This window comes from Hymenobacter sp., assembly GCF_036387835.1.
Taxonomy (GTDB): Bacteria; Bacteroidota; Bacteroidia; order Cytophagales; family Hymenobacteraceae; genus Hymenobacter.
This window is the reverse complement of sequence record NZ_DASVSY010000007.1, coordinates 55,723-78,504: the sequence shown is the minus strand read 5'-3', so window position 1 is coordinate 78,504 and position 22,782 is coordinate 55,723. Positions and strand designations below refer to the sequence as shown.

The window sequence follows — 22,782 nt, the reverse complement described above, 5'->3', positions numbered from 1 at the left end:
AAAGACCTGGCTTAGTTGCCAGGCCTCCCCTTATTTGTCGGTTAAAAGCGGCGTTGCAGGCAGGGTAATTACTTAACCTCTACTTCAGCACCAGCTTCTTCCAGCTGCTTCTTCAGCGATTCAGCTTCGTCTTTGGTTACGCCTTCTTTCAAAGGCTTAGGAGCACCGTCAACTAGTTCTTTAGCTTCTTTCAAGCCAAGACCGGTTAGGTCTTTCACCAGCTTCACAACAGCCAGCTTAGCGCCACCGGCAGCCTTCAGGATTACGTCAAACGAAGTCTTCTCTTCTGGAGCCTCAGCTACAGCAGCGCCGCCACCAGCAGCAGCTACGGGAGCAGCAGCAGCAGCAGGCTCAATGCCATACTCGTCCTTCAGGATGGTAGCCAACTCGTTTACTTCTTTTACCGTCAGGCTAACGAGCTGCTCGGCGAATGCTTTCAAATCTGCCATTTCTGTAGATTGTTAAAAAAAGGGGTTGTTGAACTTTTGAATTGTATAGGTGAAAAAGATGAGCAGCGGTTAGCCTGCAACCTCTTCTTTTTCGGAAAGCGTTTTGAGGATGCCAGCCAGTTTGTTGCCGCCGCTCGACAGAGCAGAGATAACATTCTTGGCAGGCGACTGGAGCAGACCGATGATATCACCGATAAGTTCCTGCTTGCCTTTGATCGTGCTGAGCGTTTCGAGCTGGTTGGAACCAACGTAAATACTAGCATCGATGTAGGCGCCTTTCAGAGCAGGTTTCGGAACAGCGTTTTTGCCGTAGTTCTGCGCCTTATAGAAATCCTTCAGCAGCTTAGCAGGTGCCGAGCCCGACTCTTTCGAGAACAGCACGCCCGACTGGCCAGCCAGTGCAGCATCCATCTCGGTCGTGTCGCCACCTAGCGTGTCGAGGGCCTTACGGATGAAGGTGTTCTTGTACACCTTGTACTCCATCCCACGGTTGAAGCACAGGCGACGGAATTCATTGATTTTCGCCACCGACATTCCCGAAGCATCGGCAATGTAGAACGCGTTGTGCGATTGAAACTTCTCGCTCAACTCGTCGACTAGGGCTTGTTTTTCTTCCCGGTTCATATCGTCGTGTTGGTTTTACTTAAGCGGAAGTTACCTGCGTGTCAACCGGAACGGCCGGGCTCATCGTGCTCGAAAGCGTGATGCTCTTGATGTAAGTGCCCTTGGACGAAGAAGGCTTCAAACGGGTCAGCGTCTGAATTACTTCAATAGCGTTTTCGGCGAGCTTCTGCTCATCGAACGACACTTTGCCTACCGAGCAGTGGATGATGCCAGTTTTGTCAACTTTGAAGTCGATTTTACCAGCTTTCACTTCCTGCACCGCCTTGGCTACGTCTGTAGTTACGGTACCCGACTTTGGGTTTGGCATCAGGCCGCGAGGACCGAGTACCCGACCCAAACGACCAACCTTAGCCATCACAGATGGCATCGTGATGATTACGTCAATATCCGTCCAGCCTTTCTCGATTTTCGAGATGTAGTCATCCAAGCCAACAAAGTCGGCACCAGCAGCAGTGGCTTCGGCTTCCTTGTCGGGAGTCACGAGAGCTAATACACGTACAGTTTTGCCGGTACCGTGGGGCAACGTAGCTACGCCACGTACCATTTGGTCGGCTTTGCGAGGATCAACACCCAAACGAACGTCGATATCTACAGAAGCATCAAATTTGGTATAGGTGATATCCTTAACCACTTTGGCTGCTTCTACCAGATTACGAACTTGCGTCAGATCGTGCTTAGCAAGGGCTTCCTTGCGCTTTTTGCTTACTTGTGCCATGTCTTCTCCGTCGTTAATTATTCAGCAAAAGGAGAAGCGCCCGACACAGTGATGCCCATGCTACGCGCCGTACCGGCTACTTGCAGCATTGCCGACTCCACTTTGAAAGCATTCAGGTCTGGCATCTTCGTTTCTGCGATAGTGCGCACCTGGTCCCATGATACCGAACCAACCTTGTTACGGTTAGGCTCTTTCGAACCGCTCTGGAGTTTAGCAGCCTCCTTGAGGAGAACTGGCACCGGAGGAGTTTTCACGACGAAGTCAAACGACTTGTCGGTGTACATGGTGATGAGTACAGGACAAACTTGGCCGGCCTTATCTTGAGTGCGCGCATTGAATTGCTTGCAGAACTCCATGATGTTAAGGCCCTTGCTACCAAGTGCAGGTCCAACCGGCGGCGCGGGGTTCGCGGCACCTCCCTTTATCTGAAGCTTCAGATAACCTCTAATTTCCTTAGCCATTTGGTTTATAAGGCTTTGGACTCAGCGACGTAACCCGCATCATCCTCAGTTTTGTAATAACTCCGAGTGGAAGCCCCGCCGGTCCGGAGTCGATAACCGACGACGTTTTTTTTAGTAAGAAGTCGTTGGTAGTAAGTAGTGAGACTACATGAAATCTTACTACTTACTACCAACGACTCTATATGCTATGACTCTTTCTCAACCTGCGTATAGCTCAACTCCATAGGAGTGCTACGGCCGAATATTTTTACGATTACGTTGAGCTTCTTACGCTCTTCAAATACCTCCGACACGTTGCCCGAGAAGCCACTGAAGGCACCGTCCACTACTTTCACCAACTCGCCTACAACGAAAGGAGTTTCCAGTGTTGCCGTTTCCTCTTCCGTCTCGTCCACAATACCAAGGATACGATTTACCTCGGCCATCCGTAGTGGCACTGGCTTCGTATTAGCCGACTTACCTTCTTTGTCACTTAGGAAGCCAAGAATGCCAGGCGTACTCGTGATGATATGGTCCACTTCACCGTGCGACAAGTCAGCATGGATCAAGATGTAACCAGGAAAGAAGTTACGTTCGCGCACGCGCTTCTTACCGTTACGCATCTCGTACACCTTCTCGGCCGGAATTAATACCTGAGGCATTAGGTCTGAAAGACCATGCCGGCCAATTTCAGTTTCGAGATAGGTTTTGGCCTTCTTCTCTTGTCCGCTCACCGAGCGAACCACGTACCATTTCAACTCACCCATCTGTAGACCGCTTAACGAAAGGAGTTATAGAACGCCTCCAGACCGGTTCTGAAAATTACGTCCATTAGGCCCACGACAGCAGCGAAAACCAACGAACCAATAAGTACCAAACCGGCACTTTTTTGAAGCTCTTCAAAGGAAGGCCACGTTACTTTGTAACGCATCTCCTCGGTAGTGTCGCGGAAGTATTTAGTTAGCTTGCTCATTATGCGTGGCCTAGCGGCTAGCTTTTGATAACTCGAAAATGGGCTAGACCCACTTTTCTAGAGCACGAGTGGAGAGATTCGAACTCCCATCAAAGGTTTTGGAGACCTCTATTCTACCCTTGAACTACACTCGTGTATTTGCCCCGATATCACCTCTGTGAGATTGGGACTGCAAATGTACTGAACTACTTAGACAAAACAAATCCGCCCCCGAAAAATCGGAGGCGGATTTGTTTTGTTTTAGCAGAAAAATTAGTCGAGGATCTCAGTTACCTGACCAGCACCTACCGTACGGCCACCTTCGCGGATAGCGAAACGTAGGCCTTTTTCCATTGCCACCTTGTTGATCAACTCAACAGTGATGGTAACGTTATCGCCAGGCATTACCATTTCCACGCCTTCGCCTAGAGTGATGATACCGGTTACGTCGGTGGTACGCAGGTAGAACTGCGGACGATAGTTGTTGAAGAACGGTGTGTGACGGCCACCTTCCTCTTTCGAGAGAACGTAAACCTCGGCCTTGAACTTCTGGTGGGGAGTTACTGAACCTGGCTTGCAGATAACCATACCGCGACGGATGGCTTCTTTTTCAATTCCACGAAGCAACAGACCTACGTTGTCACCAGCTTCGCCACGGTCAAGAATCTTGCGGAACATCTCAACACCGGTTACGGTCGACTTCAGGCCGGGGGCAGCGCCCATACCCAAGATGTCAACTTGCTCACCCGAGTTGATGATACCACGCTCGATACGGCCGGTTGCAACCGTACCACGACCCGTGATAGAGAACACGTCCTCTACAGGCATCAGGAAGGGCAGGTCCGTCAGACGAGCAGGAATCGGAATGAAGCTGTCAACAGCGTCCATCAGTTCCTCGATCTTGGGAACCCAGTTGGCATCGCCGTTCAAGCCACCTAAAGCCGAGCCTTGGATAACTGGAATGTTGTCGCCGTCGAAGTCATAGAAAGAGAGCAACTCGCGGATTTCCATTTCCACCAGCTCAAGCAGCTCAGGATCGTCTACCATGTCCACTTTGTTCATGAACACAACGAGCTGAGGTACACCTACCTGACGAGCGAGCAGAATGTGCTCACGAGTCTGAGGCATTGGGCCGTCGGTAGCAGCTACTACGAGGATAGCGCCGTCCATCTGAGCAGCACCAGTTACCATGTTCTTCACATAGTCAGCGTGACCAGGGCAGTCAACGTGCGCGTAGTGACGATTAGCAGTAGCGTACTCAACGTGAGCGGTGTTAATCGTGATACCGCGCTCTTTTTCTTCGGGAGCGTTGTCGATTGACGAGAAGTCACGCTTAGCGGCCAAACCTTTGCCCGCCAATACCGTGGTGATAGCAGCAGTCAGGGTGGTTTTGCCGTGGTCGACGTGCCCGATCGTACCGATGTTCACGTGCGGCTTGGAACGATCAAAATTTTCTTTGGCCATTGTAATAAGATTAAAGGAACTTTAAGGTAAGTGGGCGGAAAAACGTGACTCAACTATACTGCAAGAAAGCGAAACGCAGCTCCATATGAATGAGAATTGCACATCGCTTCACTTATCTGATAGATCCAATCAAAACAGACTTGCTATTTTGGTGGCACTCGTAATTCTGAGCCATTTATGGGATTTGAACCCATGACCTCTTCCTTACCAAGGAAGTGCTCTACCACTGAGCTAAAACGGCTTATTTTATTTTGCAAAGCTACAACGAATGCCGCACAGTTTGTAAACTACTTGTCATCTGTTGCACTGAGCGGGAGACGAGGTTCGAACCCGCGACCTGCAGCTTGGAAGGCTGCCGCTCTACCAACTGAGCTACTCCCGCGTAAAAATAAATTGAGTAGCTGAGTAAATAAATGAATTCTAAACTCACTTAGCTGCTCAATTACCAACTCGTGGGGGCGAAAGGACTCGAACCTTTGAACCCGAAGGAGGTGAGTTACAGTCACCCGCAATTGCCGCTATGCGACGCCCCCGTACACTTTTCAAAGCCGTTTACCCCGAAAAATATTCCCTTACAATCCGGGCTTGTTAGAGCAGGTTGTTAAAAGGAGTTGCAAAATTAGCGGGTTTATGATGTAAGTCAAGCCCTGTACCTAAAACAATAGATATTTTTTCAAGACCATAACCGGATTCACAACGATGAAATGGGCTAACTAGTTGATTGTTTATAGAAAGCGACGTAGCTGTGGCCAACTTAAATACTCAATTTTTTTTGCCGCTTTACTGCATCAGGGCGTAATATGCCTTCACCTGCTCGTCTTTTTCCTTGTTACGGATGTCTTGCATGGTAGCTTTTAGAGTTGGCATGTTAGATGATAAAATGCTCAACCCTTTATAGGCACCTAGGCGCACATAGTCATTGGGGTCAGTGCGCGCTAAGCTTTCGAGGCGCTGTACTCCTTTATCACGTTCGATTGGAGGAATACGCAGCATGAAAGTAGCGAAGTTAGGCAGGTAGGCTTGATACAAGTCTACTTTACTTACGTCAGGCATACGACGCAAAAACCATTGATACTGCTCAATAGTGTTACCATTCAAAGCATAAAATGCCGACAAAGCACTCAATACTTCATGGCTATTTGTTTCCTGAAGCCCGTTGACACGGTCACGCGAATCAGTGGCAGGTGACTTGGCTAAAGCCTGAACAGCTGCACTAACTACATGATACGAGCTATCGTTGAGGGCCGCCGTATAGTTGGCGCTGTAGTTTTCGTTGATGAAGGCTGACAGAGTAGTCAGAGCAGTTGCTCGTACTAGGCTCTTCTTATCGGAGGTTGCTACACGCTGCAATTCTTTGCGGACGGCGTTGCCTTCTGCTCCTTTGTAGCGACGGAGAGCTTGAACGGCGGCTAGCCGTACAGCCCAAAAGTTGTCATTGAGAGCGTTGCGCAGCATTCCACTTACTGCTAAGTCGGAATTTTTGGTACGTAACAGGTCGATGGCTTCGTACTTCTGCAAGTAATTGCGCGCATGGCTGAACTGGAATAAAAGCTCATCCTGGTTCCGCTCTTCGTCTATCTGAGCTAATAGTTGGGCCTCACTATCAAACTTGACGAGGTTAGGACGCTGAGAGCTGTTAAGACGAAAGGTTTGATCTGACTTTGTGACGACAATACGATGGTCAGTTGCCTGGTTGTTGATCCAGGTTGTAACAGTAACCGGTAGCCGGTAGATAGGCGAGAACGTTGAGTCCTGTAACTGTTGCACGCGCAGGGTAACCTGACCATTGGCGAAGCTGTGGGTAACTTTAAGCTCTGGATGCCCACGCTGCAAAAACCACTGGTCAAAGAACCACATCAAGTCTTCGCCAGTCGTTTCTTCAAAAGCTATGCGAAGCTTGGCTATTTCGGAGGGTGAAAACTTGTTTTGAGTTAAGTAGCGGTTCAGCGCCGTGAAGAAAGCATCATCACCTACATATTTGCGCAGCATATGCAGTACGCGGCCACCTTTATCGTAGGAGTGCCGGTCGAACATATCTTCTTGAGAAGCATAGTGATACCGGATAAGCGGCTCACGCTTGCTTTGTGCTTCATCTAAGTAACGGCTCATCTTTTCCTGCTGCACTAATGCCGCCGCATCCACGCCATACTTGTATTCAGCCCATAGCAGCTCGGAATAATCAGCAAAAGATTCGTTGAGCGGCAGATTGGCCCATGATTCACTCGTTACATAGTCGCCGAACCAGTGGTGAAAAAGCTCGTGTGCTACGGTTGACTCCGGGTCGTAACCGACATCAGGTAGTTCACGAGCAGTGAACTGCACCAAGCTTTGCTCGAATGTGACGGCTGTGGTGTTTTCCATAGCTCCCGACACAAAATCGTGAACAGCTATTTGGGAATACTTTTCCCAAGGAAAATCAACGCCTAACTTTTTAGAGAAAAAATCCAGCATCTGCGGGGTATTGCCGAAGATGGCCTTGGCAGTGCCCGCAAACTGAGGATCGACATAATAATCAACCGCCTTCCCTCGCCAAGTATCGTTTACTACAGCAAAGTTGCCGACAGCCAGCATAGTCAGGTAAGGGGCATGCGGTAAGCTTTGCTTCCAAATGTCGGTGCGCGTGCCGTCGCTGTTTCTCTTAGAGGAAGTTAGTAGCCCGTTAGACAGCGTTTTCAGGGATTCCTCTACCGTGAGGCTAACCTCTTGCGTCATGCGCTGGTTAGGCTTATCGATAGTAGGAAACCAGCACGAACTACCTTCTGTCTCGCCTTGGGTCCAGATCTGGCGCGGCTTGGTTTTGTCGGCACCTTGCGGATTGACAAAATACAACCCCTTATCCTGCGTAATGGCGGCACTACCTCCGGCTTCCAGATCATTGGGCTTGGCCGTGTACTGGACGCGCACTTGATAGGTTTCGGTACGGCTATACGACTGGTCAAGAGCAATAGTAATTTTCTTCTTGTCGTAGGTGTAGTTGAGGTTCTTTTCCTTGTTAGCGGTGACTAAACGCACGTTTTTAATATCAAACCCTTTGGCGTCGAGCACCAGCTGGTTTTGGGGATAAAAGTGCGGTCGGAGGGTAAGCGTAGCCGTGCCTAACACCCACTGCCGATTCCAATCGAAGCGAATATCAAGTTTAGTATCTAGTAGATCATGCACGATAGTGGCGGCCGGCTGCACTGGATTAGTAGGTGGCAACCAAGAAGGTACTACCAGAGTAGCAGGCGCTGGAGTAGCGGGAACTGGCTCGCTGGCCGCCGACGTTTTTTTGTGCGTAGTTGATTTAGTGGCCGCCGGCTTGCCGGACCTAACCGCTTGAGCCGGTGCTTCCAACTGACACGCGAGGACTAGGCCTAGAACGCCGAGAAGCGAATATTTCATGCGAAAATGCAATGATTGGATGGGACCTCAAGTTCCGAAATTATTTCAGAATTGGGCTATCTTTAAGCCCTTTTCCGCCCTAGCCTTCCCCTTTGCTTATGTTACAGGTCAGCACGAATTCAACTCAAACCTGGGACGTAGATTACCGCGCCGAGAACCTGATAACTATCAATAACGAGCCTTTTAGTTGGGATATCGTGGTTTTAGGTCCGGGACGTTTTCATATACTTCACGAAAATAGATCGGTAGCAGCGGAGGTGATTCAGGCTGATTATAGCACTAAAACTTTTCAGTTTAAGCTCAACGGTCAGCTAGTGGATCTGCAAGTTAAGGATCGGTTCGATTTATTGCTTGATAAGCTTGGCCTGAGTGCCGCTATAGCCAATAAGATAAATGAGTTGAAGGCCCCAATGCCTGGCCTCATTGTAGCTGTACGCGTGGAGACCGGCCAGGTGGTCCAAAAAGGCGACCCATTGCTTGTGTTGGAAGCCATGAAAATGGAGAATATTTTGAAAGCTCCCGGTGATGGTGTGATTAGCGCTATCAAGGTTGGTGTGCGCGACAACGTCACCAAGGGGCAAGTCCTCATTCAGTTCAGCTAGCCTACACCTGCGTACAGCATTGCTCTTTACAGAAGCATAGAGCCCAACTGTACAAGAGCACGTACGTGTTGCCTTCTCCTGTTTCAACTATTTGTTTTTACTCCTGATGAATGATAAGCAGCGCCTTCGTGAAATAGAGGAAGTGTTAACTGTAATTTTGCAGGAGCAAGAACGCCTAAAAGCTGAGATGCACTGGCTACGCGCCGAGCGTGACCGAGCAGAAGAACGTATAAGCAGGCTGGAACGAGCTGTGGAAGCGCAACAGCAGGGTCATTACCCGTTTGTGGGTTTCACCAACGAAAGCATGCAGCTGCTTCAGGCCGAGCGTTTGTTGCTCTTACTGACTCAGCCGCAGACGCAGAATTAATAGTCCAGAAAAATTCACCTAGATTCTTCACTTAACCTCCCTTGTTTTGAAGTACAAACGAATCCTACTCAAGCTAAGCGGTGAGGCTCTAATGGGCCACCAACAGTATGGCATTGATGCTACACGGCTCATGCAATACGCCGAGGAAATCAAATCGGCGGCCGCTACGGGTACCCAGGTGGCCGTTGTGATTGGGGGGGGCAACATCTTCCGGGGAGTGCAAGCCGCTGCGCTAGGGCTAGACCGGGTGCAAGGTGATTACATGGGTATGCTCGCTACCGTCATCAACTCTATGGCGTTGCAGAGTGCCTTGGAAAAGCTGGAAGTAAGCACTAGGCTGCTTTCCGGACTAACCATACAGCGGGTGTGCGAGCCTTACATTCGGCGGCGCGCTGTACGCCATCTAGAGAAAGGACGGGTTGTTATTTTTGGGGCGGGTATTGGCTCCCCCTATTTCACTACCGACTCAGCCGCCTCGCTACGAGCTATTGAGATAGAAGCGGATGTTGTTATGAAGGGCACTCGGGTAGACGGAATTTATACGGCTGACCCGGAGAAGGACCCTTCCGCTGTGCGGTATCCGGAAATCACTTTTGAGGAAGTGATGGAGAAGAATCTTAACGTAATGGACATGACGGCCTTCACGTTGTGCAAGGAAAATAATTTGCCCATCATTGTTTTCGACATGAACCAGGAAGGCAATTTACAACGTCTTATCGACGGCGAAACAGTGGGCACACTGGTAACTATGAGCGGGGGTGACAAATCGGCTGCTCTAGACTCCAAACACAGCAGCCTTCATCCTAGTCTGGATGCGCCTACCAACCACGAATAATTTGTACTTAAAGGCTAAGGGCAAAAGCTTCAAAGCTTATCTACCACTGCCTTTTACTACTTGGTTTAAATTCTTTCTTTTCACACATGGACGAAGAAATTCAGTTTTACTTAAGCGAAGCCGAAGAATCAATGGGCAAGTCGCTGCAACACACTGGTTTAGAGTTGAGCCGCATTCGTGCAGGCAAAGCTTCTCCGGCGATGCTCGATTCCTTGCGTGTTGATTACTACGGTACCCCCACGCCTATTGCCCAGATTGCCAATATCTCGACTCCTGATGCTCGCTCTTTGTTCATCAAGCCTTGGGAAAAGAACATGATTTCGGAAGTAGCAAAAGCTATCAAAAACAGTGACTTAGGTTTGAATCCTGCTTCGGATGCGGAAGGTATACGCCTCAATATTCCGCCTATGACGGAGGAGCGCCGCCGCGACCTAGTGAAGCAAGTGAAGAATGAAACGGAAAGCGGGAAAGTGCGTATCCGAGGCATCCGCAAAGACGTGAACGACTCTTTGCGTAAGCTGCTGAAAGATGGAGCCGCGGAGGATGCCATCAAAGACGCGGAGGCAAAGGTCCAAAAAGCAACCGATACCTATATCAGTAAGATTGATGAGCTAATGAGCAAAAAGGAATCAGAAATCATGACCATCTGATTTGTTGTCTACGGTGCTCTAAAACAACAATGCCTCCTAAAGCTTAGGAGGCATTGTTGTTTTAGCGTATGTCAGTTTTGCCAATAGCCACCGGCTACAATTTGTTGCTCTACCACTTCAGGGACCAGATAACGGATGGATTTGCTGGTTTGAACGCTCTGCCTGATAAAAGTGGCAGAAATGTCTAGCAGAGGCGCCGCGACAATACGCAAGCGTGGGTTTTGGCTTGCCTCGTCCGGCAAAGGATGACCTGGCCGCGGATAAACATAAATGTCGAATTCGTGTTGAATACGCGCGGTGTCTTTCCAACCAGCTAAGCCAAGTAAGTTGTCTCCCCCCATCAGGAGCACAAACTCTGATGTTGGGTGTAACTGACGAAGTTCGTCGAGCGTGGTGATAGTGAAATTCGGCTTAGGGAGCCTGAACTCTATATCCACAGCGCGCAACTGCTTGTTACCCATAATAGCAGCCGCTACCATTGCGAAGCGTACATCTTCAGGTAGCAGCTCTTGGTTTACTTTATAAGGACTCTGGGGCGACACAACAAACCACACTTCCGCTAAATCGGTGTGCGTGGCCATATGCTGCGCCAAAATCAGGTGCCCAATATGAATTGGGTTAAAAGAACCAAACAGTAACCCAATGCGTGCCGAACCGGAGGCAGCTGTGGTGCTCACAGAGTAGCAGGGTCAGGAGCCGCAATAAAATTACGTACCAAGCGTTCAGCTGTTGCTGTGGCTTCATCGAGGTCGTCGTTGACTACCGTAACGTCGAACCGGTCCTCGAACGTGAGCTCGAAGTTGGCTTTGTAGAGGCGAGCGGAAATGCTCGCAGCCGAGTCGGTGGCGCGATGACGCAAGCGGCCTTCGAGAACCTCTAAAGATGGAGGCTTGACGAAAATAGCCAGCGCCCGGTTTTTGTAAAACTCCTTGATGCTTAGCCCGCCTTTCACGTCTACGTCGAGTACGGCGTGTTTGCCGCTCTGCCAGATGCGTTCAATTTCGGATTTAAGGGTGCCATAAAAAGCGCCCTCATACACCTCTTCCCATTCCACAAAGGCATTCTCCCGGATTTTATCCTGGAATTCCTGGACGGAAATAAAGTAGTAATCCTTGCCGTTCGCCTCGGCCCGACCCCGACGGTCGCGGGTACAAGCAGAAATAGAGAAGTTTAGCTCTGGAATACGCTCCAACAGCCGATGAACTATAGTGGTCTTACCAGCTCCTGAAGGAGCCGAAAATGCTATGATTTTGCCCTGCATCGGGCAAAATTAGACCATTTCCACTTGTAAGCGCGACAAAATAGTTTGCGACAAGGAATTTGGGGCACCTTTACGGTTGACATAAGTAGTCAGGAAGCCGACGAAAGCCTGCTGCTTACTGATATCGTCAAAGCAAGGCGAACAATCATCGGCGTGGCTAACGATGTATTCTTCGTCTTCCACGGTAGGCTCATGGCCTACTACAAGCTGGTCGAGTATCATATTCACACGTTCACAGTCGGCAGCGGGCGTTACGGCTTGCTGCGTGGGAGATTTGGTTTGAGTAGTAGAGTTGCTTTCCATGATTTTCTTTCTTTTTTAATCAGTTGTGATGTCGTCTTCGTCGGTTTCCTGGTCTTCGGCCCCGCTGCCGTAGCCCATTGACTGTGCGTACTTGTCTAACTTGTCCTTCAAGAAATTCCGGGCCCGGTGGAGGCGTGAACGGACCGTTCCGATCGGGATATCCAGCACTTTGGCCATCTCCTCGTAGGTGAACCCTTCCAGGTCGCAGAGGATGATGACGGTGCGAAAATCCACGGGCAGTGAGTTGAGTGCGCTAGCCACTTCGTCGCCGATGAGGTCGCGCACGGCTTGCTGCCGCATATCAGACGAGGTACCACCCGCGTCACTGTCGGACTCGACGTCTTCCGAATTGTAATACCCTTCAATTTCGCTATAGTCGACTTTGGCGGGTTGCTTACTCTTCTTTCGGAAGTCGTTGATGAACGAGTTTTTCAGGATGCGAAACAGCCATGCTTTCGCGTTGGTTCCCTGTTCGAAGTACTCAAAGAACCGATAGGCCTTCAAATAGGTCTCTTGGACGAGGTCATTGGCATCGTCTTCATCGAGAGTTAGGCGGAAGGCAAAATTGTACAGAGAGTCGATTACAGGCATTAGCTCCGCCTGGAACCGTCGGTCCTTTTCTTCTTTACTTAACTTCGGAACCCGGTCGGGAGAGTCGCTCATAGAGGCTCGGCAGATAGAGGCAGCTTAGTGAAAACTACCTTGTAAACAAATGTACTAATTATACTATCCCGTTCAAGTGGCTAAAACAGCCGTATGGCGGGCCTCTCGTTCAACGCTTGCTACTAAAAGATAGTAGAGAAACAAGAACATATTGAAACAAATTTGCACTTGTAGCAGCGAAGTAACCAAGTTGGCCACGCTCATTTGTGAGCAGGAAATGTATCACGTACGGATTTCTACGTAACGGAGGTTGCGAAAAGGTGTAACAGAACTTATCCACCACAGCAACAACTCTATCACTCCGCCACCAACAGCGTAGCATAGGCACTGGTTATGAGGCACAGCCGAGTTTTGGGTCCAAGGCCAAAATTATAGTACGCGGCGCTAGACCAGCGTGACCTTTTCCCCACTGTGTTGCTATTCTTGCAAGTGAAGTGCCTGCTTTAGATGATACCAAGGCAAGTCAAATGCTGCAAGGAATTTTTAAGCAGCTTAAGCAGCTGGTAGCAGGAACTGCACCTGTCAACTAGCCGAGTTAGGCAGGGGTTTCCACGCTAGAATATGCTGCAAGGCTTGTGCAGGAGCCAGAGCTTTTATACAAGTACAGGAGGCAGGCTGGCGGCGGCACTTCTGACAATCGGGCTGGTTGAAAACAAGATACTCAGCGTGTGAACCTAAGGGCGCCCAGCGGCCCGGATGCATGGGCCGAATAGGTGGATAGATGCCGAGTGCGTAACGTCCTAAGGCGGCAGCTATGTGTAAGGGCCCAGTGCTGCCCGCTACTATTCCGTCGGCCTCGTACAAAAAAGTCAGTAGTTGGGGCAAAGTCAGGCAGCCCGTTAGGTCGGCAGCTAAATACGGCTGGTGTTCTGTTAGCCACTCTCGTAGTTCCTCTCCTTCGGCAGCGGTTCCCGTCACGAATACGCGGTGACCCGCCGTGTGTAGCAGCCGGGCCAGCGTGCCGAAATGAGGTAGTCCCCATTCGCGGGCGCTACCACGGCTACGTGGGTGCAGCACAACGTTGAGCTGAGTTTCTGTTCGTTGGTTTAGCACGTCTTGCCATTTTGTGGCAAGTGGCTCCAACGGCTGTAATCGAACCAAATCGGCTACCTGAGACAAGGGCAACAGGACGTCGTTGTGAAGCGGCGCTAACAGCTGCAAATTCAATTGCGCTTCGTGCAAGGAAGAGTGGCGCCGACTAAGTGCAACTAGGCGGTTGCAGGTGAACCAATGAAACAGCCGGTTGCGGGTGCCGATGCGGGTAGGAATACCCGCCTCGCGAGCAAGGCCGGCGAGCAGTTTATTGGGAAATACGTGTAGAATAGCTTCGGCCTGCTCGGCTTGCAGTTGTCGGACCTGCTCGGTCCTGGAAAGTGCGCTTAGAAGGTCAAAATTCAGAAAACCGTCCACCCATGGGCAGGCTTCAGCTACAGCTTGCGTGTAGGTGCGCCCAATCAGGACTACCCGACAACCTGGAAACAGCTGTTTGAGTCGCCCACATACGGGCAGCGTGAGTACCACGTCGCCAATAGCATCTGTACGGCTTACCAGGAAGGTCATTTTTGATGATTATGTAGGGGAAAGTGCAGGTGAGGGGTAACGGGTCGCAAATGAGAGGTAAAGAGGTAGCCTGTTTGGCTTGTCACTTATCACTTCTCCTCCCCTATCGCCTTTTCACTTCGTGTAAACTTAAGCTTGGCAAATTTCAAGAACACTCCGAGAGCGGAAATGACAGCGATACTGAGTCCGGCAAAGCCATCTAAAAAACCAAGGCGGAAAAAGTAACCGTGTAAAAACCGCCACCAAGGCTTCAGCAGCAGATGAAACAGGTTGACTTTGCGCCGGCCGCGCAGCCACAACTCATCGGCGGCAATGCTAGTGAAGCGGTTGAGCTGGCTGACGTGCTGCTCTACGGAATGGTAGGAGTAATGCAGCAAATCGCCGGACAAAGTGCCCACTGACTGACCGGAAACTAACTCGAAACGTTCATGCAGCAACACGCCTTGCCACTCGCCCAGCCGCCGGTCATAGAGGCGCAGCTTCCGGTCGGGATACCAGCCGCCGTGGCGCACCCAGGTACCGCAGTAGTTAGTGAGGCGCGTCAGGGTGTAGCCTGCGTGCTGCCAATGCTGCTTTGCGTGGCGAATACTGGCGCGTAGCTCTTCCGTAAGCACCTCATCGGCATCGAGTTGCAACACGAAGTCGTGTTGGGCTTGCGTGGTGGCGAAGTTCTTTTGCGCTACATATCCCTCGAATGCGTGCTGCACGACACGGACGCCGTGTTGCTGACAAATAGCAACGGTGCGGTCGGTGGAGAAGGAGTCTACTACTACTACGTCCTCTGCTACGTCGTACAGGGCCTCCAAACACCGCCCAATATTTTGCTCTTCATTGTAGGTGATAATGACAACGGACAAGTGGACAGTAGGCATGGCTTGCAAATATCCGGGATTTCTACGGCCTGGGTTACTTCTTTGCTTGAATAGCATTAAAAGCCGCTTATCCGCCGCCGTATGCCTGCCTCCAACTTATTTCGATCAGGCCGCTTGTGTCTTTGGCTGTGGTTGTTGTTTTGGTGCGCAGGCTGCGAAAGGCTAACTGATTGGCCACCGCATTTTTACTTTAGTCGCTACCCGGTACATCACTCGCTCGACCTAAGCAAGATACTCGGACAAGAGGCGCGTCTGCTCTCCTCTCAGGATACCCTGGAACTACGTATTCAGCACCAACCAGCTACTGGGCTCACTCTTATTACAGACGCGGTTACCGGTGACACCCTACAGCAAGTGTGGGTAACACGCTACCGGCATCTCTATTATTTTACCTGGCCTATCAACGATACCTGCTATTGGGTTCATGCCGTGCGAATTAGGCGGGGGCAGGTGCAAGGGTTGGGGCTAGATGGGGCTTATTATCAACTTCATCAGCTAGACAAGGCGGTTCGAGCTGGCCAGTTCCCGGAGTTAATGCAACGCCAAGACTCGGCCAGCGGCCTTATGGAAATTCGCTTCGAGCCCAACAAGCTGCAGAAGTTTTATGCCGGAGTCCTCGACAGTCTGCCTGTATACCATCTTGAATCTAGCCTAGCTCATCTGCATACCACTATTTCGACGCCGCCTACTCCACCCACACAGTATCGGGCAGAGCCACTATTTTGCCGCATGTATCCTAATCCGGCCGCGGATATTCTAACACTACAGCCTGCAAACGACGGGCTATATGAGGTAACGATTCTAGATATGCTTGCCAAGCCGGTACAAGTCGGTTCAGTTTCGAAAGGCATTGCCACTGTGCGGGTGCAGCATTTGCCTGTGGGTCGCTATGTGGTTTGGGTGCGAGAAGAAACTACCGGTCGCGTTACGAAGCAACAGTTGTTGATTGAGCGTTAGTGCCGTCAATAAAGATTTTGAATCCAGGAGTGGCCTCAACCGTTAGCCTGCGTATACTTCGGCTATATTCCACTCAACTCATTGTATGCCTAACTTGAAAGACAAAATTGTTCTTGTTACGGGGGCCACGTCAGGAATTGGTGAAGTGACAGCCCGTGAGTTGGCCAAGCAGGGCGCCCACGTCATATTGCTAGCCCGCAGCGCTGAAAAAGCGGAGGCCACGCGCCGTAAAATAGTAGCCGCCGCTGGCCACGACCTGGTGGGAGTACTACTCTGCGACCTGTCGGATTTAGGGCAGGTTCGCAAAGCCGCCGAAACGTTCAGGCAGATTTATCCGCGTCTCGACGTGCTCGTCAACAACGCCGGCCTGTTATTTGGCCACCCCCGCAAGGTATCGGCTGATGGCTACGAAATGGGAGTGGCAACCAATCACCTAGGCGCTTTCCTGCTCACCAGTCTGCTGCTCGATGAGTTGAAGAAGAGCCCGGACGGACGCATCGTGAACCTAGCCTCGGAAGCTTACCATTTTGCCAAGCCTGACCTCTCGAATTTTCAGTCGGAGCGCAACTACAGTCCGATGCGGGTTTATGGCAACACCAAGCTATACAACATCATGTTCACGCAGGAATTGGCGAGGCAGCTACGGGCACGCAACATCCACAACGTAACGGTAAATGCAGTACACCCAGGAGCCGTAGCCAGCAACTTCGGCGACAGTTCCAACGGCTGGTTATCTACGCTCACTAAGCTATTCCGGCCGTTCATGCTAACGGTGGAGGAAGGGGCCGCAACCAGCATCTTTTTAGCCTCCGAGCCAACGGGCGCTGAAGTGAGTGGCGGGTACTTCGAGAAGAAGCAGGCTAAAGCGGTAAAGCACTCCTTCAATACTCCTGAAAACGCGCAGGCCTTGTGGCACGAAACAGAGCGCCTAGTGCAACACAATTTCTTTCAGGACTGAGGTATCATTTCTCCACAGGGCTGTTCGCGTGGTATTCTGAACATCGCGTGGTCTTTGTTGAGTATAGCGTTGCTAGTAAGCTTCCCGCATACTTGCTTCCGGGCTGCTAAGCTCCTGAGCACATAAAAAGAACCCCCGCCCAGCATAGTGCCGAGCGGGGGTTCTTTCACTTGGAGACTGAAACCAATTAATAGCGGTACAGGTCAGATTTGAACGGACCCTCCACCGATACTTTGATGTAGTCGGCTTGCTTAGGCGTCAGCTCATCCAGCTCAACACCAATCTTGGCGAGGTGCAGGCGAGCTACTTTCTCGTCGAGGTGCTTGGGCAGGGTGTACACTTGCTTTTCGTACTTATCGGCGTTCTGCCACAGTTCCAACTGCGCCAACGTTTGGTTGGTGAAGGAGTTCGACATTACGAACGATGGGTGACCCGTGGCGCAGCCAAGGTTTACAAGGCGGCCTTCAGCCAAGATTATAACTTCCTTGCCTTCGATGTTATAAAGGTCAACCTGCGGCTTCACCGTGTCTTTGGTGTGGCCGTAGTTGCCATTCAGCCACGCCATGTCAATTTCATCGTCGAAGTGACCGATGTTGCAGACAATAGCTTTGTCTTTCAGTGAACGGAAGTGCTCTTCGGTGAGAATATCGCAGTTGCCGGTAGCCGTTACTACGATGTCAGCTTCTTTAACAGCGTTCGTCAGCTTTTTCACGGCGAAGCCGTCCATAGCAGCTTGCAAAGCGCAGATAGGGTCGATTTCGGTTACGATAACGCGAGCACCGGCACCAGCCAAGCTAGCGGCCGTACCTTTTCCTACGTCGCCATAGCCAGCTACTACGGCCACTTTACCAGCCATCATAACATCAGTTGCCCGACGGATAGCATCTACAGCCGACTCTTTGCAGCCGTACTTGTTGTCGAACTTCGACTTGGTAACGGAGTCGTTTACGTTGAAAGCTGGGAACAGCAAGGTGCCGTTCTTCACCCGCTCAAACAGACGCAGTACACCAGTAGTGGTTTCTTCGGAAACACCTTTGATGCCAGCAGCCAATTCAGGATACTGGTTGAGCACCATGTTGGTGAGGTCGCCACCGTCGTCGAGGATCATGTTCAGGGGCTCGCGCTTCTCGCCGAAGAACAGCGTCTGCTCGATGCACCAGTTGAACTCCTCTTCGTTCATGCCCTTCCAGGCATACACCGGAATGCCAGCAGCCGCGATAGCCGAAGCGGCGTGGTCTTGGGTAGAGAAGATATTGCACGACGACCACGTTACATCAGCCCCCAGCGCAATCAGGGTTTCGATGAGCACAGCCGTTTGGATAGTCATGTGCAAGCAGCCGGCGATGCGTGCGCCCTTCAGCGGCTTCGATGCACCGAACTCCTCACGCAAGGCCATCAGGCCGGGCATTTCTGCTTCAGCCAAACGGATTTCCTTGCGGCCCCACTCCGCGAGGCTCATGTCTTTTACTTTGTACGGAACGTAAGCCGTGGTTTTGGTCTCAACCATGATATAGAAGGTTTTTTGCGAATCAACTGCAAAGATAGTTAAAATGTTATTTGAACCTGGCCGCAAAAAAGCCTGCCTCATATGAGAAGCAGGCTTTTTGTTGAGCTATTAGGACCTAATTATTTTGAATAATTACTGCTTTTGCTTCTTGAGCAGCCGGGACACCAGCCCCTGCAATGCCACGCACGACAACAGTGTAAATCTTGCCAGCCTCAAAAGTTTTGGTACCTGTTCCCGAGCCAGTTCCGTCTCCTACAACCAACACTTGAGTGCGCGGTGTACCATTAGCAGTAATAGTCAGATTAAGAGGTGCTCCAGCATTTAGCGCCACAAAGCTAGAAGCTGTCCCGAAAGCAACATCAGAGGTTATATCCGTGCCAGCACCCCCTGGAAGAGGAGAAGGCAGGGTTAGCCGAACAGGGGAAGGTGCACCTACAGCCAAATGTACTAAACGCACTTTTGCCTGACCAGCCGCCGGTAGAGCTAAGTCGTCTGTAATGGATAATAACGCCACGCTTCCAACGGCAGCTGTTGGCGAATAAGCAAACACTGAATAGTTCTGATTTCCCTCAATAGTTAAGGCCTGCGTGGTAATCACTTGGCTACCATTATTGATACGGAATGTAGGCGAACCGGCGTTAACAGTAAGATAGCTCGAATTCTGACCGTAATTAAGCTGGCCAACTTGTTGATCGTTCACAAATGCCGTCACCTGTACAAGAGCCGAAGCGGCAGCATGTGAAATCAACACTTTGCCTTGAGCAGGTGCGGCCGGGTTGTCGTCTCCGCAGCTTGAGAAAGCTAGGGCGGCGGGTAAGGCGACGAATAAGAAAGAGCGGTGAAATAAAGTGGAAAAGGATTTCATCAGCGAATACTGTAGTGAAGGGAATAGGTAAGACTGCGCCAAGAACGAAAAGTCTAACACTTTTGTTGAGCTACGACGGAAATCTTTTATTATCAGGAATTTAGTTTTTCGCCTGATAGTCTATTAAATTTGTGCTATGCACTTCGACCCCTCCACCACCTCACGCACACACCTTCGCGTAATTGTTCAATTTTTTAGCCTTGCACTACTATTCGCTAGCCCGCTTCATGCGCAGCAAGGCTCCACTACCATCAGGCTAAGCCCAGAAGATGAGCGGCGGGGACTTAACGGGGTTCAAAAGAACTTTTATTTCACGACGAAAGACACCCCTTCCGAAAACGATTATCAGAACGCCGGCTATTTCGGACAACGGCTACGTCCCTACTTGGCCGACAACCGGGAGGCGTTAGAAAATCTGAACTCGTACCGGCGCCAGAAATGGCTGTTTTTGGCCGAAAGAGCCGTGTTTGTTGGCTCCGTGGCCACCTATGGAGCGCAGGTGCTGCAAGGCGACGGTGAACAGCGTTATTTCGAGGACCGGCAGAAAGTAACTATAGGCGTAGCAGCAGTCAGCTTGTTGGCTAACGTTTTTATTACCCGTCATACCAACGAGCATTTCGAGCGGGCTGTAAGTGCCTACAACGCCAGCCAGCCGGCCGCTCACCGCACGGGGAGCCTGATGCAGCGGTTAGCGCCGAGTGCCGTAGGCGTAGCCGCTGCGCCAACTGGCCAGCCCCAGCTGGCTTTGCGCTGGCAGATTCGCTAGCACTATTTGCTGCATTGAGCTGCCTTCCTGAAGCGCAGTAAATAACAGCCTAGACGGTTTGAGTTTAGGCCCGATATACTTATCTGGCTTTAAACCGTTTACTTCACAACACTTACCTGAGGAGCAACCTGTTTGGGGGCTCCCTCCAGGTCTTGGTTAGGCAAGAAGGCCAACCACGCTTTTTTTTGTTCGTAGGAGTAGTTCATGGAATTTCCGTTGCCCGAGGCGGCGCGTCGGTACGTTGCGAAGCATCTGTACGACGACCCCGCCCAATTGGCTTTACAAGCCCGCCGTTATCCCAGTCTGCCCGTTCCGGAACTGGTCCGTCAGATTCAGGCCCGTCAAAAGGCCCGTTTAAAGGTACCTGAGTGGGCCGATAATCCTGACCTCATCTTTCCGCCTACGCTCTCGGTAGAGCAAGCTTCCTCGGCCCGCACGGCGGCTTTTAAAGCTTCCTTGGTTAACGGGCAACGCTTGGTTGACTTGACGGGCGGCTTCGGGGTTGATGTGTCTTACTTTGCCGAACAGGTACCCGAAGTGCATTATGTAGAGCGTAATGCGGCTTTAACAGACGTAGTGCGCTACAATCTTACGCATTTAGGTGTCACCAACGTGCAGTTTCATACGGCCGATGCGGTGAACTTTCTGCGCAATACGCCCGACACATTCGACTGGATTTACCTCGATCCGGCACGGCGGGACACGGCGGCCCGCAAAATATTCAAGCTACAGGACTGTGAGCCCGACGTGCTGCGCTTGCTGCCGCTGCTGTTGCACAAAGGACGTCGCGTACTGCTGAAAACCTCTCCGATGCTCGACATCGAGTTGGCCTTGCAGGAGTTGCGGCAGGTGCGCCGACTGTGGGTAGTGGCCGTTGATAATGATTGCAAAGAAGTGCTGTACGAGTTAGGGCCAGAAGCAGCGGTTGACCCGGAGCGGTACACCATCAACTTGCTGCGCGCGGGCGAGCAGCAAGAATTTCGGCTGAACCGAGCCCGCGAAACACGCGCAATCTCCCGCTACGCTGAGCCGCAAGATTACTTGTACGAGCCGAATGTGGCGGTGTTGAAAGCAGGTGGCTTTCGCAGCATCGGCACTGCTTTCGAGCTGCTCAAACTGCATCAGCACAGCCACCTCTACACGTCCGACACGTTGCGCCCCGAGTTTCCTGGCCGCATCTTTCGAATTCGGGCGGTGGAACGCTACGATGCGGCCGCCATAAAAGCGCACCTCGGCCCCGAAGCTCGCGCCCACGTCACGACCCGCAACTTCCCCGATACGGTAGCCGACTTTCGGCATCGCACTGGCATCCGCGAAGGCGGTGATACCTATTTGTTTGCCACTACCAATCTGGAAGGCAAATTGATGGTGCTAGTATGCGAGAAACAGTAGAAAGCGGATTATCGGATTTCCGTGACGGTTTCATATACTACATCAAGCAATAAAGAAGGCTTGCCAATTGAATTGGCAAGCCTTCTTTATTGCAAACTTAGGTTGTTCGAATTGTCGCCGAAATCCGATAATCCGCCCCAATCCGCAAAATCCGCTTTCTATTTAGCTGGACTGGTCCATTTGCTGCCCTTGATACGGAAGCGCCACGGTAGAATGGCATCCTCGCCGGCATAGTCTATCCCGACTCGGGGACTGGCCACAATCGAGTCCTCGGAAAGTAGCTCTTGCTGATCTTCCAGCCAGATGGTATCACCAGTGAGGTCGGTGCCATACTGCTGGGTGCTGATGCCTAGCGCTTGGGTAAGTAGGCCAGGGCCGCCGGTTAGATTACGTTGAACCGTAGTAATTCCTCGCCGGAGCAACATTTCTGGAATACCCTCCAACGGTTCAAGCCCTCTGATTAGCACTGCATCAGCTTTGCCGGCTTCGTTGGTGATAATGTTGAACAAGGCATAGCGGCCATACACGAGGTACACATAGGCCACCCCGCCGGGCTCATACATGATCTGGGTGCGGGCCGTGTAGCGTCCTAAGTGCGAGTGGCAGGCTTGGTCGTTGATATGGGCGTAGGCCTCGGTTTCTACAATGCGGCCTCCCGTTGTTACTCCATTAATTTTGGTGTAGAGGTGTTTACCGAGCAGGTCGCGGGCTATCTGCACGGGGTCGGAGCGGCGATAGAAATCCAGGGGGAGCTTCCGTGACAACTGCTTAGGCTCTAGTGATTGATTAGTGGAATCGAGGAGCATCATTAGTAGGGCGCTAGAGGTTTGCCACCGCTCGAAAGAACAGCAGCGGAACAACGGCATACGGGTACACCCGAAAACGAGTGATAGTAGAGTAGAAGCCGCTAGTTGTTTTCTGTAACTCCAAAGGTGGGCGGGTTTTAGTTGGGGAGCGAAGTTGAAATAAATGAATCTAGTTGAATTCCGGAACTGGCCCCGAAGCGGTAGGATTCACAAATTTGGCACGCCTCGGCAGATAAGAATTATCCACTACTAAATTCTGGCGCGCTCATTAACTCATCCGATATGAAGCTGCCACCAAAACGGCTTTATGTTCTAAACAAGTAGGCCGACAAAAGCACTGTATCATTTTGGAAGCTAGGCATACCTTTAAATACAGCAATGGCCGATTCCGTA

General features: G+C 51.1%; 25 protein-coding genes and 4 tRNA genes. 8 read left to right on the top strand and 21 right to left on the bottom strand.

Annotated features, from left to right (window positions below; all coding sequences use genetic code 11):
* Window positions 1-68: 68 nt before the first annotated feature.
* The 12 genes from rplL to VF639_RS00985 all read right to left on the bottom strand — a co-directional run bounded on the left by rplL (window position 69) and on the right by VF639_RS00985 (window position 8,025).
* Entirely contained in the window at window positions 69-449 is a 381-nt protein-coding gene (gene rplL / locus VF639_RS01040) for a 50S ribosomal protein L7/L12 (protein ID WP_331144037.1), read from the bottom strand.
* 69 nt (window positions 450-518) lie between these two features.
* Window positions 519-1,073 (bottom strand): 50S ribosomal protein L10, encoded by a 555-nt coding sequence (rplJ, locus tag VF639_RS01035; protein ID WP_331144036.1) that lies wholly within the window; start codon window positions 1,071-1,073, stop codon window positions 519-521.
* A gap of 19 nt (window positions 1,074-1,092) precedes the next feature.
* Entirely contained in the window at window positions 1,093-1,788 is a 696-nt protein-coding gene (gene rplA, locus VF639_RS01030; protein WP_277231372.1) for a 50S ribosomal protein L1, read from the bottom strand.
* Between the two features lie 17 nt (window positions 1,789-1,805).
* Complete coding sequence (gene rplK, locus VF639_RS01025) at window positions 1,806-2,249, bottom strand: 50S ribosomal protein L11 (protein WP_331144035.1); 444 nt, start codon at window positions 2,247-2,249, stop codon at window positions 1,806-1,808.
* A gap of 185 nt (window positions 2,250-2,434) precedes the next feature.
* Window positions 2,435-2,995, bottom strand: a complete 561-nt coding sequence (gene nusG, locus VF639_RS01020) for a transcription termination/antitermination protein NusG (RefSeq protein WP_206981585.1) — start codon at window positions 2,993-2,995, stop codon at window positions 2,435-2,437.
* Between the two features lie 11 nt (window positions 2,996-3,006).
* Entirely contained in the window at window positions 3,007-3,201 is a 195-nt protein-coding gene (gene secE / locus VF639_RS01015) for a preprotein translocase subunit SecE (RefSeq protein WP_331144034.1), read from the bottom strand.
* A 63-nt stretch (window positions 3,202-3,264) separates the two neighbouring features.
* Window positions 3,265-3,335 (bottom strand) — tRNA-Trp (locus VF639_RS01010).
* Between the two features lie 118 nt (window positions 3,336-3,453).
* On the bottom strand, window positions 3,454-4,644 hold the full coding sequence (gene tuf / locus VF639_RS01005) for an elongation factor Tu (RefSeq protein ID WP_245119664.1): 1,191 nt from the start codon (window positions 4,642-4,644) through the stop codon (window positions 3,454-3,456).
* A 169-nt stretch (window positions 4,645-4,813) separates the two neighbouring features.
* Window positions 4,814-4,885: transfer RNA gene (locus VF639_RS01000), tRNA-Thr, on the bottom strand.
* Window positions 4,886-4,953: 68 nt separating this feature from the next.
* A tRNA-Gly gene (locus VF639_RS00995) sits at window positions 4,954-5,026 on the bottom strand.
* Window positions 5,027-5,097: 71 nt separating this feature from the next.
* A tRNA-Tyr gene (locus tag VF639_RS00990) sits at window positions 5,098-5,177 on the bottom strand.
* Between the two features lie 247 nt (window positions 5,178-5,424).
* The gene (locus tag VF639_RS00985; protein ID WP_331144033.1) at window positions 5,425-8,025 is read right to left on the bottom strand and encodes a M1 family metallopeptidase; all 2,601 of its coding nucleotides are present in this window, start codon (window positions 8,023-8,025) and stop codon (window positions 5,425-5,427) included.
* A gap of 98 nt (window positions 8,026-8,123) precedes the next feature.
* On the opposite strand from VF639_RS00985, the gene VF639_RS00980 reads away from it, so the two are divergent.
* The 4 genes from VF639_RS00980 (at window position 8,124) to frr (ending at window position 10,479) form a co-directional block, all read left to right on the top strand.
* Entirely contained in the window at window positions 8,124-8,627 is a 504-nt protein-coding gene (locus tag VF639_RS00980) for an acyl-CoA carboxylase biotin carboxyl carrier protein subunit (protein WP_331144032.1), read from the top strand.
* 106 nt (window positions 8,628-8,733) lie between these two features.
* A complete protein-coding gene (locus VF639_RS00975) occupies window positions 8,734-8,994 on the top strand; it encodes a hypothetical protein (protein ID WP_331144031.1) in 261 nt (86 codons plus the stop codon).
* Between the two features lie 46 nt (window positions 8,995-9,040).
* A complete protein-coding gene (gene pyrH, locus VF639_RS00970) occupies window positions 9,041-9,829 on the top strand; it encodes a UMP kinase (protein ID WP_331144030.1) in 789 nt (262 codons plus the stop codon).
* A gap of 86 nt (window positions 9,830-9,915) precedes the next feature.
* The gene (gene frr / locus VF639_RS00965; RefSeq protein WP_331144029.1) at window positions 9,916-10,479 is read left to right on the top strand and encodes a ribosome recycling factor; all 564 of its coding nucleotides are present in this window, start codon (window positions 9,916-9,918) and stop codon (window positions 10,477-10,479) included.
* A gap of 71 nt (window positions 10,480-10,550) precedes the next feature.
* On the opposite strand, the gene nadD is transcribed toward frr, so the two are convergent.
* The 6 genes from nadD to VF639_RS00935 form a co-directional block, all read right to left on the bottom strand.
* A complete protein-coding gene (nadD, locus tag VF639_RS00960; protein ID WP_331144028.1) occupies window positions 10,551-11,156 on the bottom strand; it encodes a nicotinate (nicotinamide) nucleotide adenylyltransferase in 606 nt (201 codons plus the stop codon).
* Entirely contained in the window at window positions 11,153-11,740 is a 588-nt protein-coding gene (gene gmk, locus VF639_RS00955) for a guanylate kinase (protein ID WP_331144027.1), read from the bottom strand. Before gmk ends, nadD begins: the two co-directional genes overlap by 4 nt.
* Before the next feature lie 9 nt (window positions 11,741-11,749).
* Window positions 11,750-12,043 carry a hypothetical protein gene (locus VF639_RS00950; RefSeq protein ID WP_331144026.1) on the bottom strand — a complete coding sequence of 98 codons (294 nt, stop codon included), beginning with the start codon at window positions 12,041-12,043 and terminating at the stop codon, window positions 11,750-11,752.
* 15 nt (window positions 12,044-12,058) lie between these two features.
* The gene (locus VF639_RS00945; RefSeq protein ID WP_331144025.1) at window positions 12,059-12,706 is read right to left on the bottom strand and encodes a sigma-70 family RNA polymerase sigma factor; all 648 of its coding nucleotides are present in this window, start codon (window positions 12,704-12,706) and stop codon (window positions 12,059-12,061) included.
* Between the two features lie 522 nt (window positions 12,707-13,228).
* Entirely contained in the window at window positions 13,229-14,266 is a 1,038-nt protein-coding gene (locus tag VF639_RS00940) for a glycosyltransferase family 9 protein (protein WP_331144024.1), read from the bottom strand.
* 89 nt (window positions 14,267-14,355) lie between these two features.
* Complete coding sequence (locus tag VF639_RS00935; RefSeq protein ID WP_331144023.1) at window positions 14,356-15,138, bottom strand: glycosyltransferase family 2 protein; 783 nt, start codon at window positions 15,136-15,138, stop codon at window positions 14,356-14,358.
* Window positions 15,139-15,672: 534 nt separating this feature from the next.
* On the opposite strand from VF639_RS00935, the gene VF639_RS00930 reads away from it, so the two are divergent.
* Both VF639_RS00930 and VF639_RS00925 read left to right on the top strand, forming a co-directional pair.
* Entirely contained in the window at window positions 15,673-16,095 is a 423-nt protein-coding gene (locus tag VF639_RS00930; protein ID WP_331144022.1) for a T9SS type A sorting domain-containing protein, read from the top strand.
* Window positions 16,096-16,180: 85 nt separating this feature from the next.
* Complete coding sequence (locus tag VF639_RS00925; protein ID WP_331144021.1) at window positions 16,181-17,053, top strand: SDR family oxidoreductase; 873 nt, start codon at window positions 16,181-16,183, stop codon at window positions 17,051-17,053.
* A gap of 187 nt (window positions 17,054-17,240) precedes the next feature.
* On the opposite strand, the gene ahcY is transcribed toward VF639_RS00925, so the two are convergent.
* Window positions 17,241-18,560, bottom strand: a complete 1,320-nt coding sequence (gene ahcY / locus VF639_RS00920; RefSeq protein ID WP_331144020.1) for an adenosylhomocysteinase — start codon at window positions 18,558-18,560, stop codon at window positions 17,241-17,243.
* 115 nt (window positions 18,561-18,675) lie between these two features.
* Complete coding sequence (locus VF639_RS00915) at window positions 18,676-19,425, bottom strand: DUF4397 domain-containing protein (RefSeq protein WP_331144019.1); 750 nt, start codon at window positions 19,423-19,425, stop codon at window positions 18,676-18,678.
* Between the two features lie 136 nt (window positions 19,426-19,561).
* Here VF639_RS00915 and VF639_RS00910 point away from each other — a divergent pair, with 136 nt between their 5' ends.
* Both VF639_RS00910 and VF639_RS00905 read left to right on the top strand, forming a co-directional pair.
* A complete protein-coding gene (locus VF639_RS00910; RefSeq protein WP_331144018.1) occupies window positions 19,562-20,191 on the top strand; it encodes a hypothetical protein in 630 nt (209 codons plus the stop codon).
* A 204-nt stretch (window positions 20,192-20,395) separates the two neighbouring features.
* Window positions 20,396-21,583: a class I SAM-dependent methyltransferase gene (locus VF639_RS00905; protein ID WP_331144017.1), complete on the top strand. Its 1,188-nt coding sequence runs from the start codon at window positions 20,396-20,398 to the stop codon at window positions 21,581-21,583.
* A gap of 158 nt (window positions 21,584-21,741) precedes the next feature.
* Here the strand turns inward: VF639_RS00905 and VF639_RS00900 are convergent, their stop codons facing one another.
* The gene (locus tag VF639_RS00900; protein WP_331144016.1) at window positions 21,742-22,392 is read right to left on the bottom strand and encodes a DNA-3-methyladenine glycosylase; all 651 of its coding nucleotides are present in this window, start codon (window positions 22,390-22,392) and stop codon (window positions 21,742-21,744) included.
* Between the last annotated feature and the right edge of the window lie 390 nt (window positions 22,393-22,782).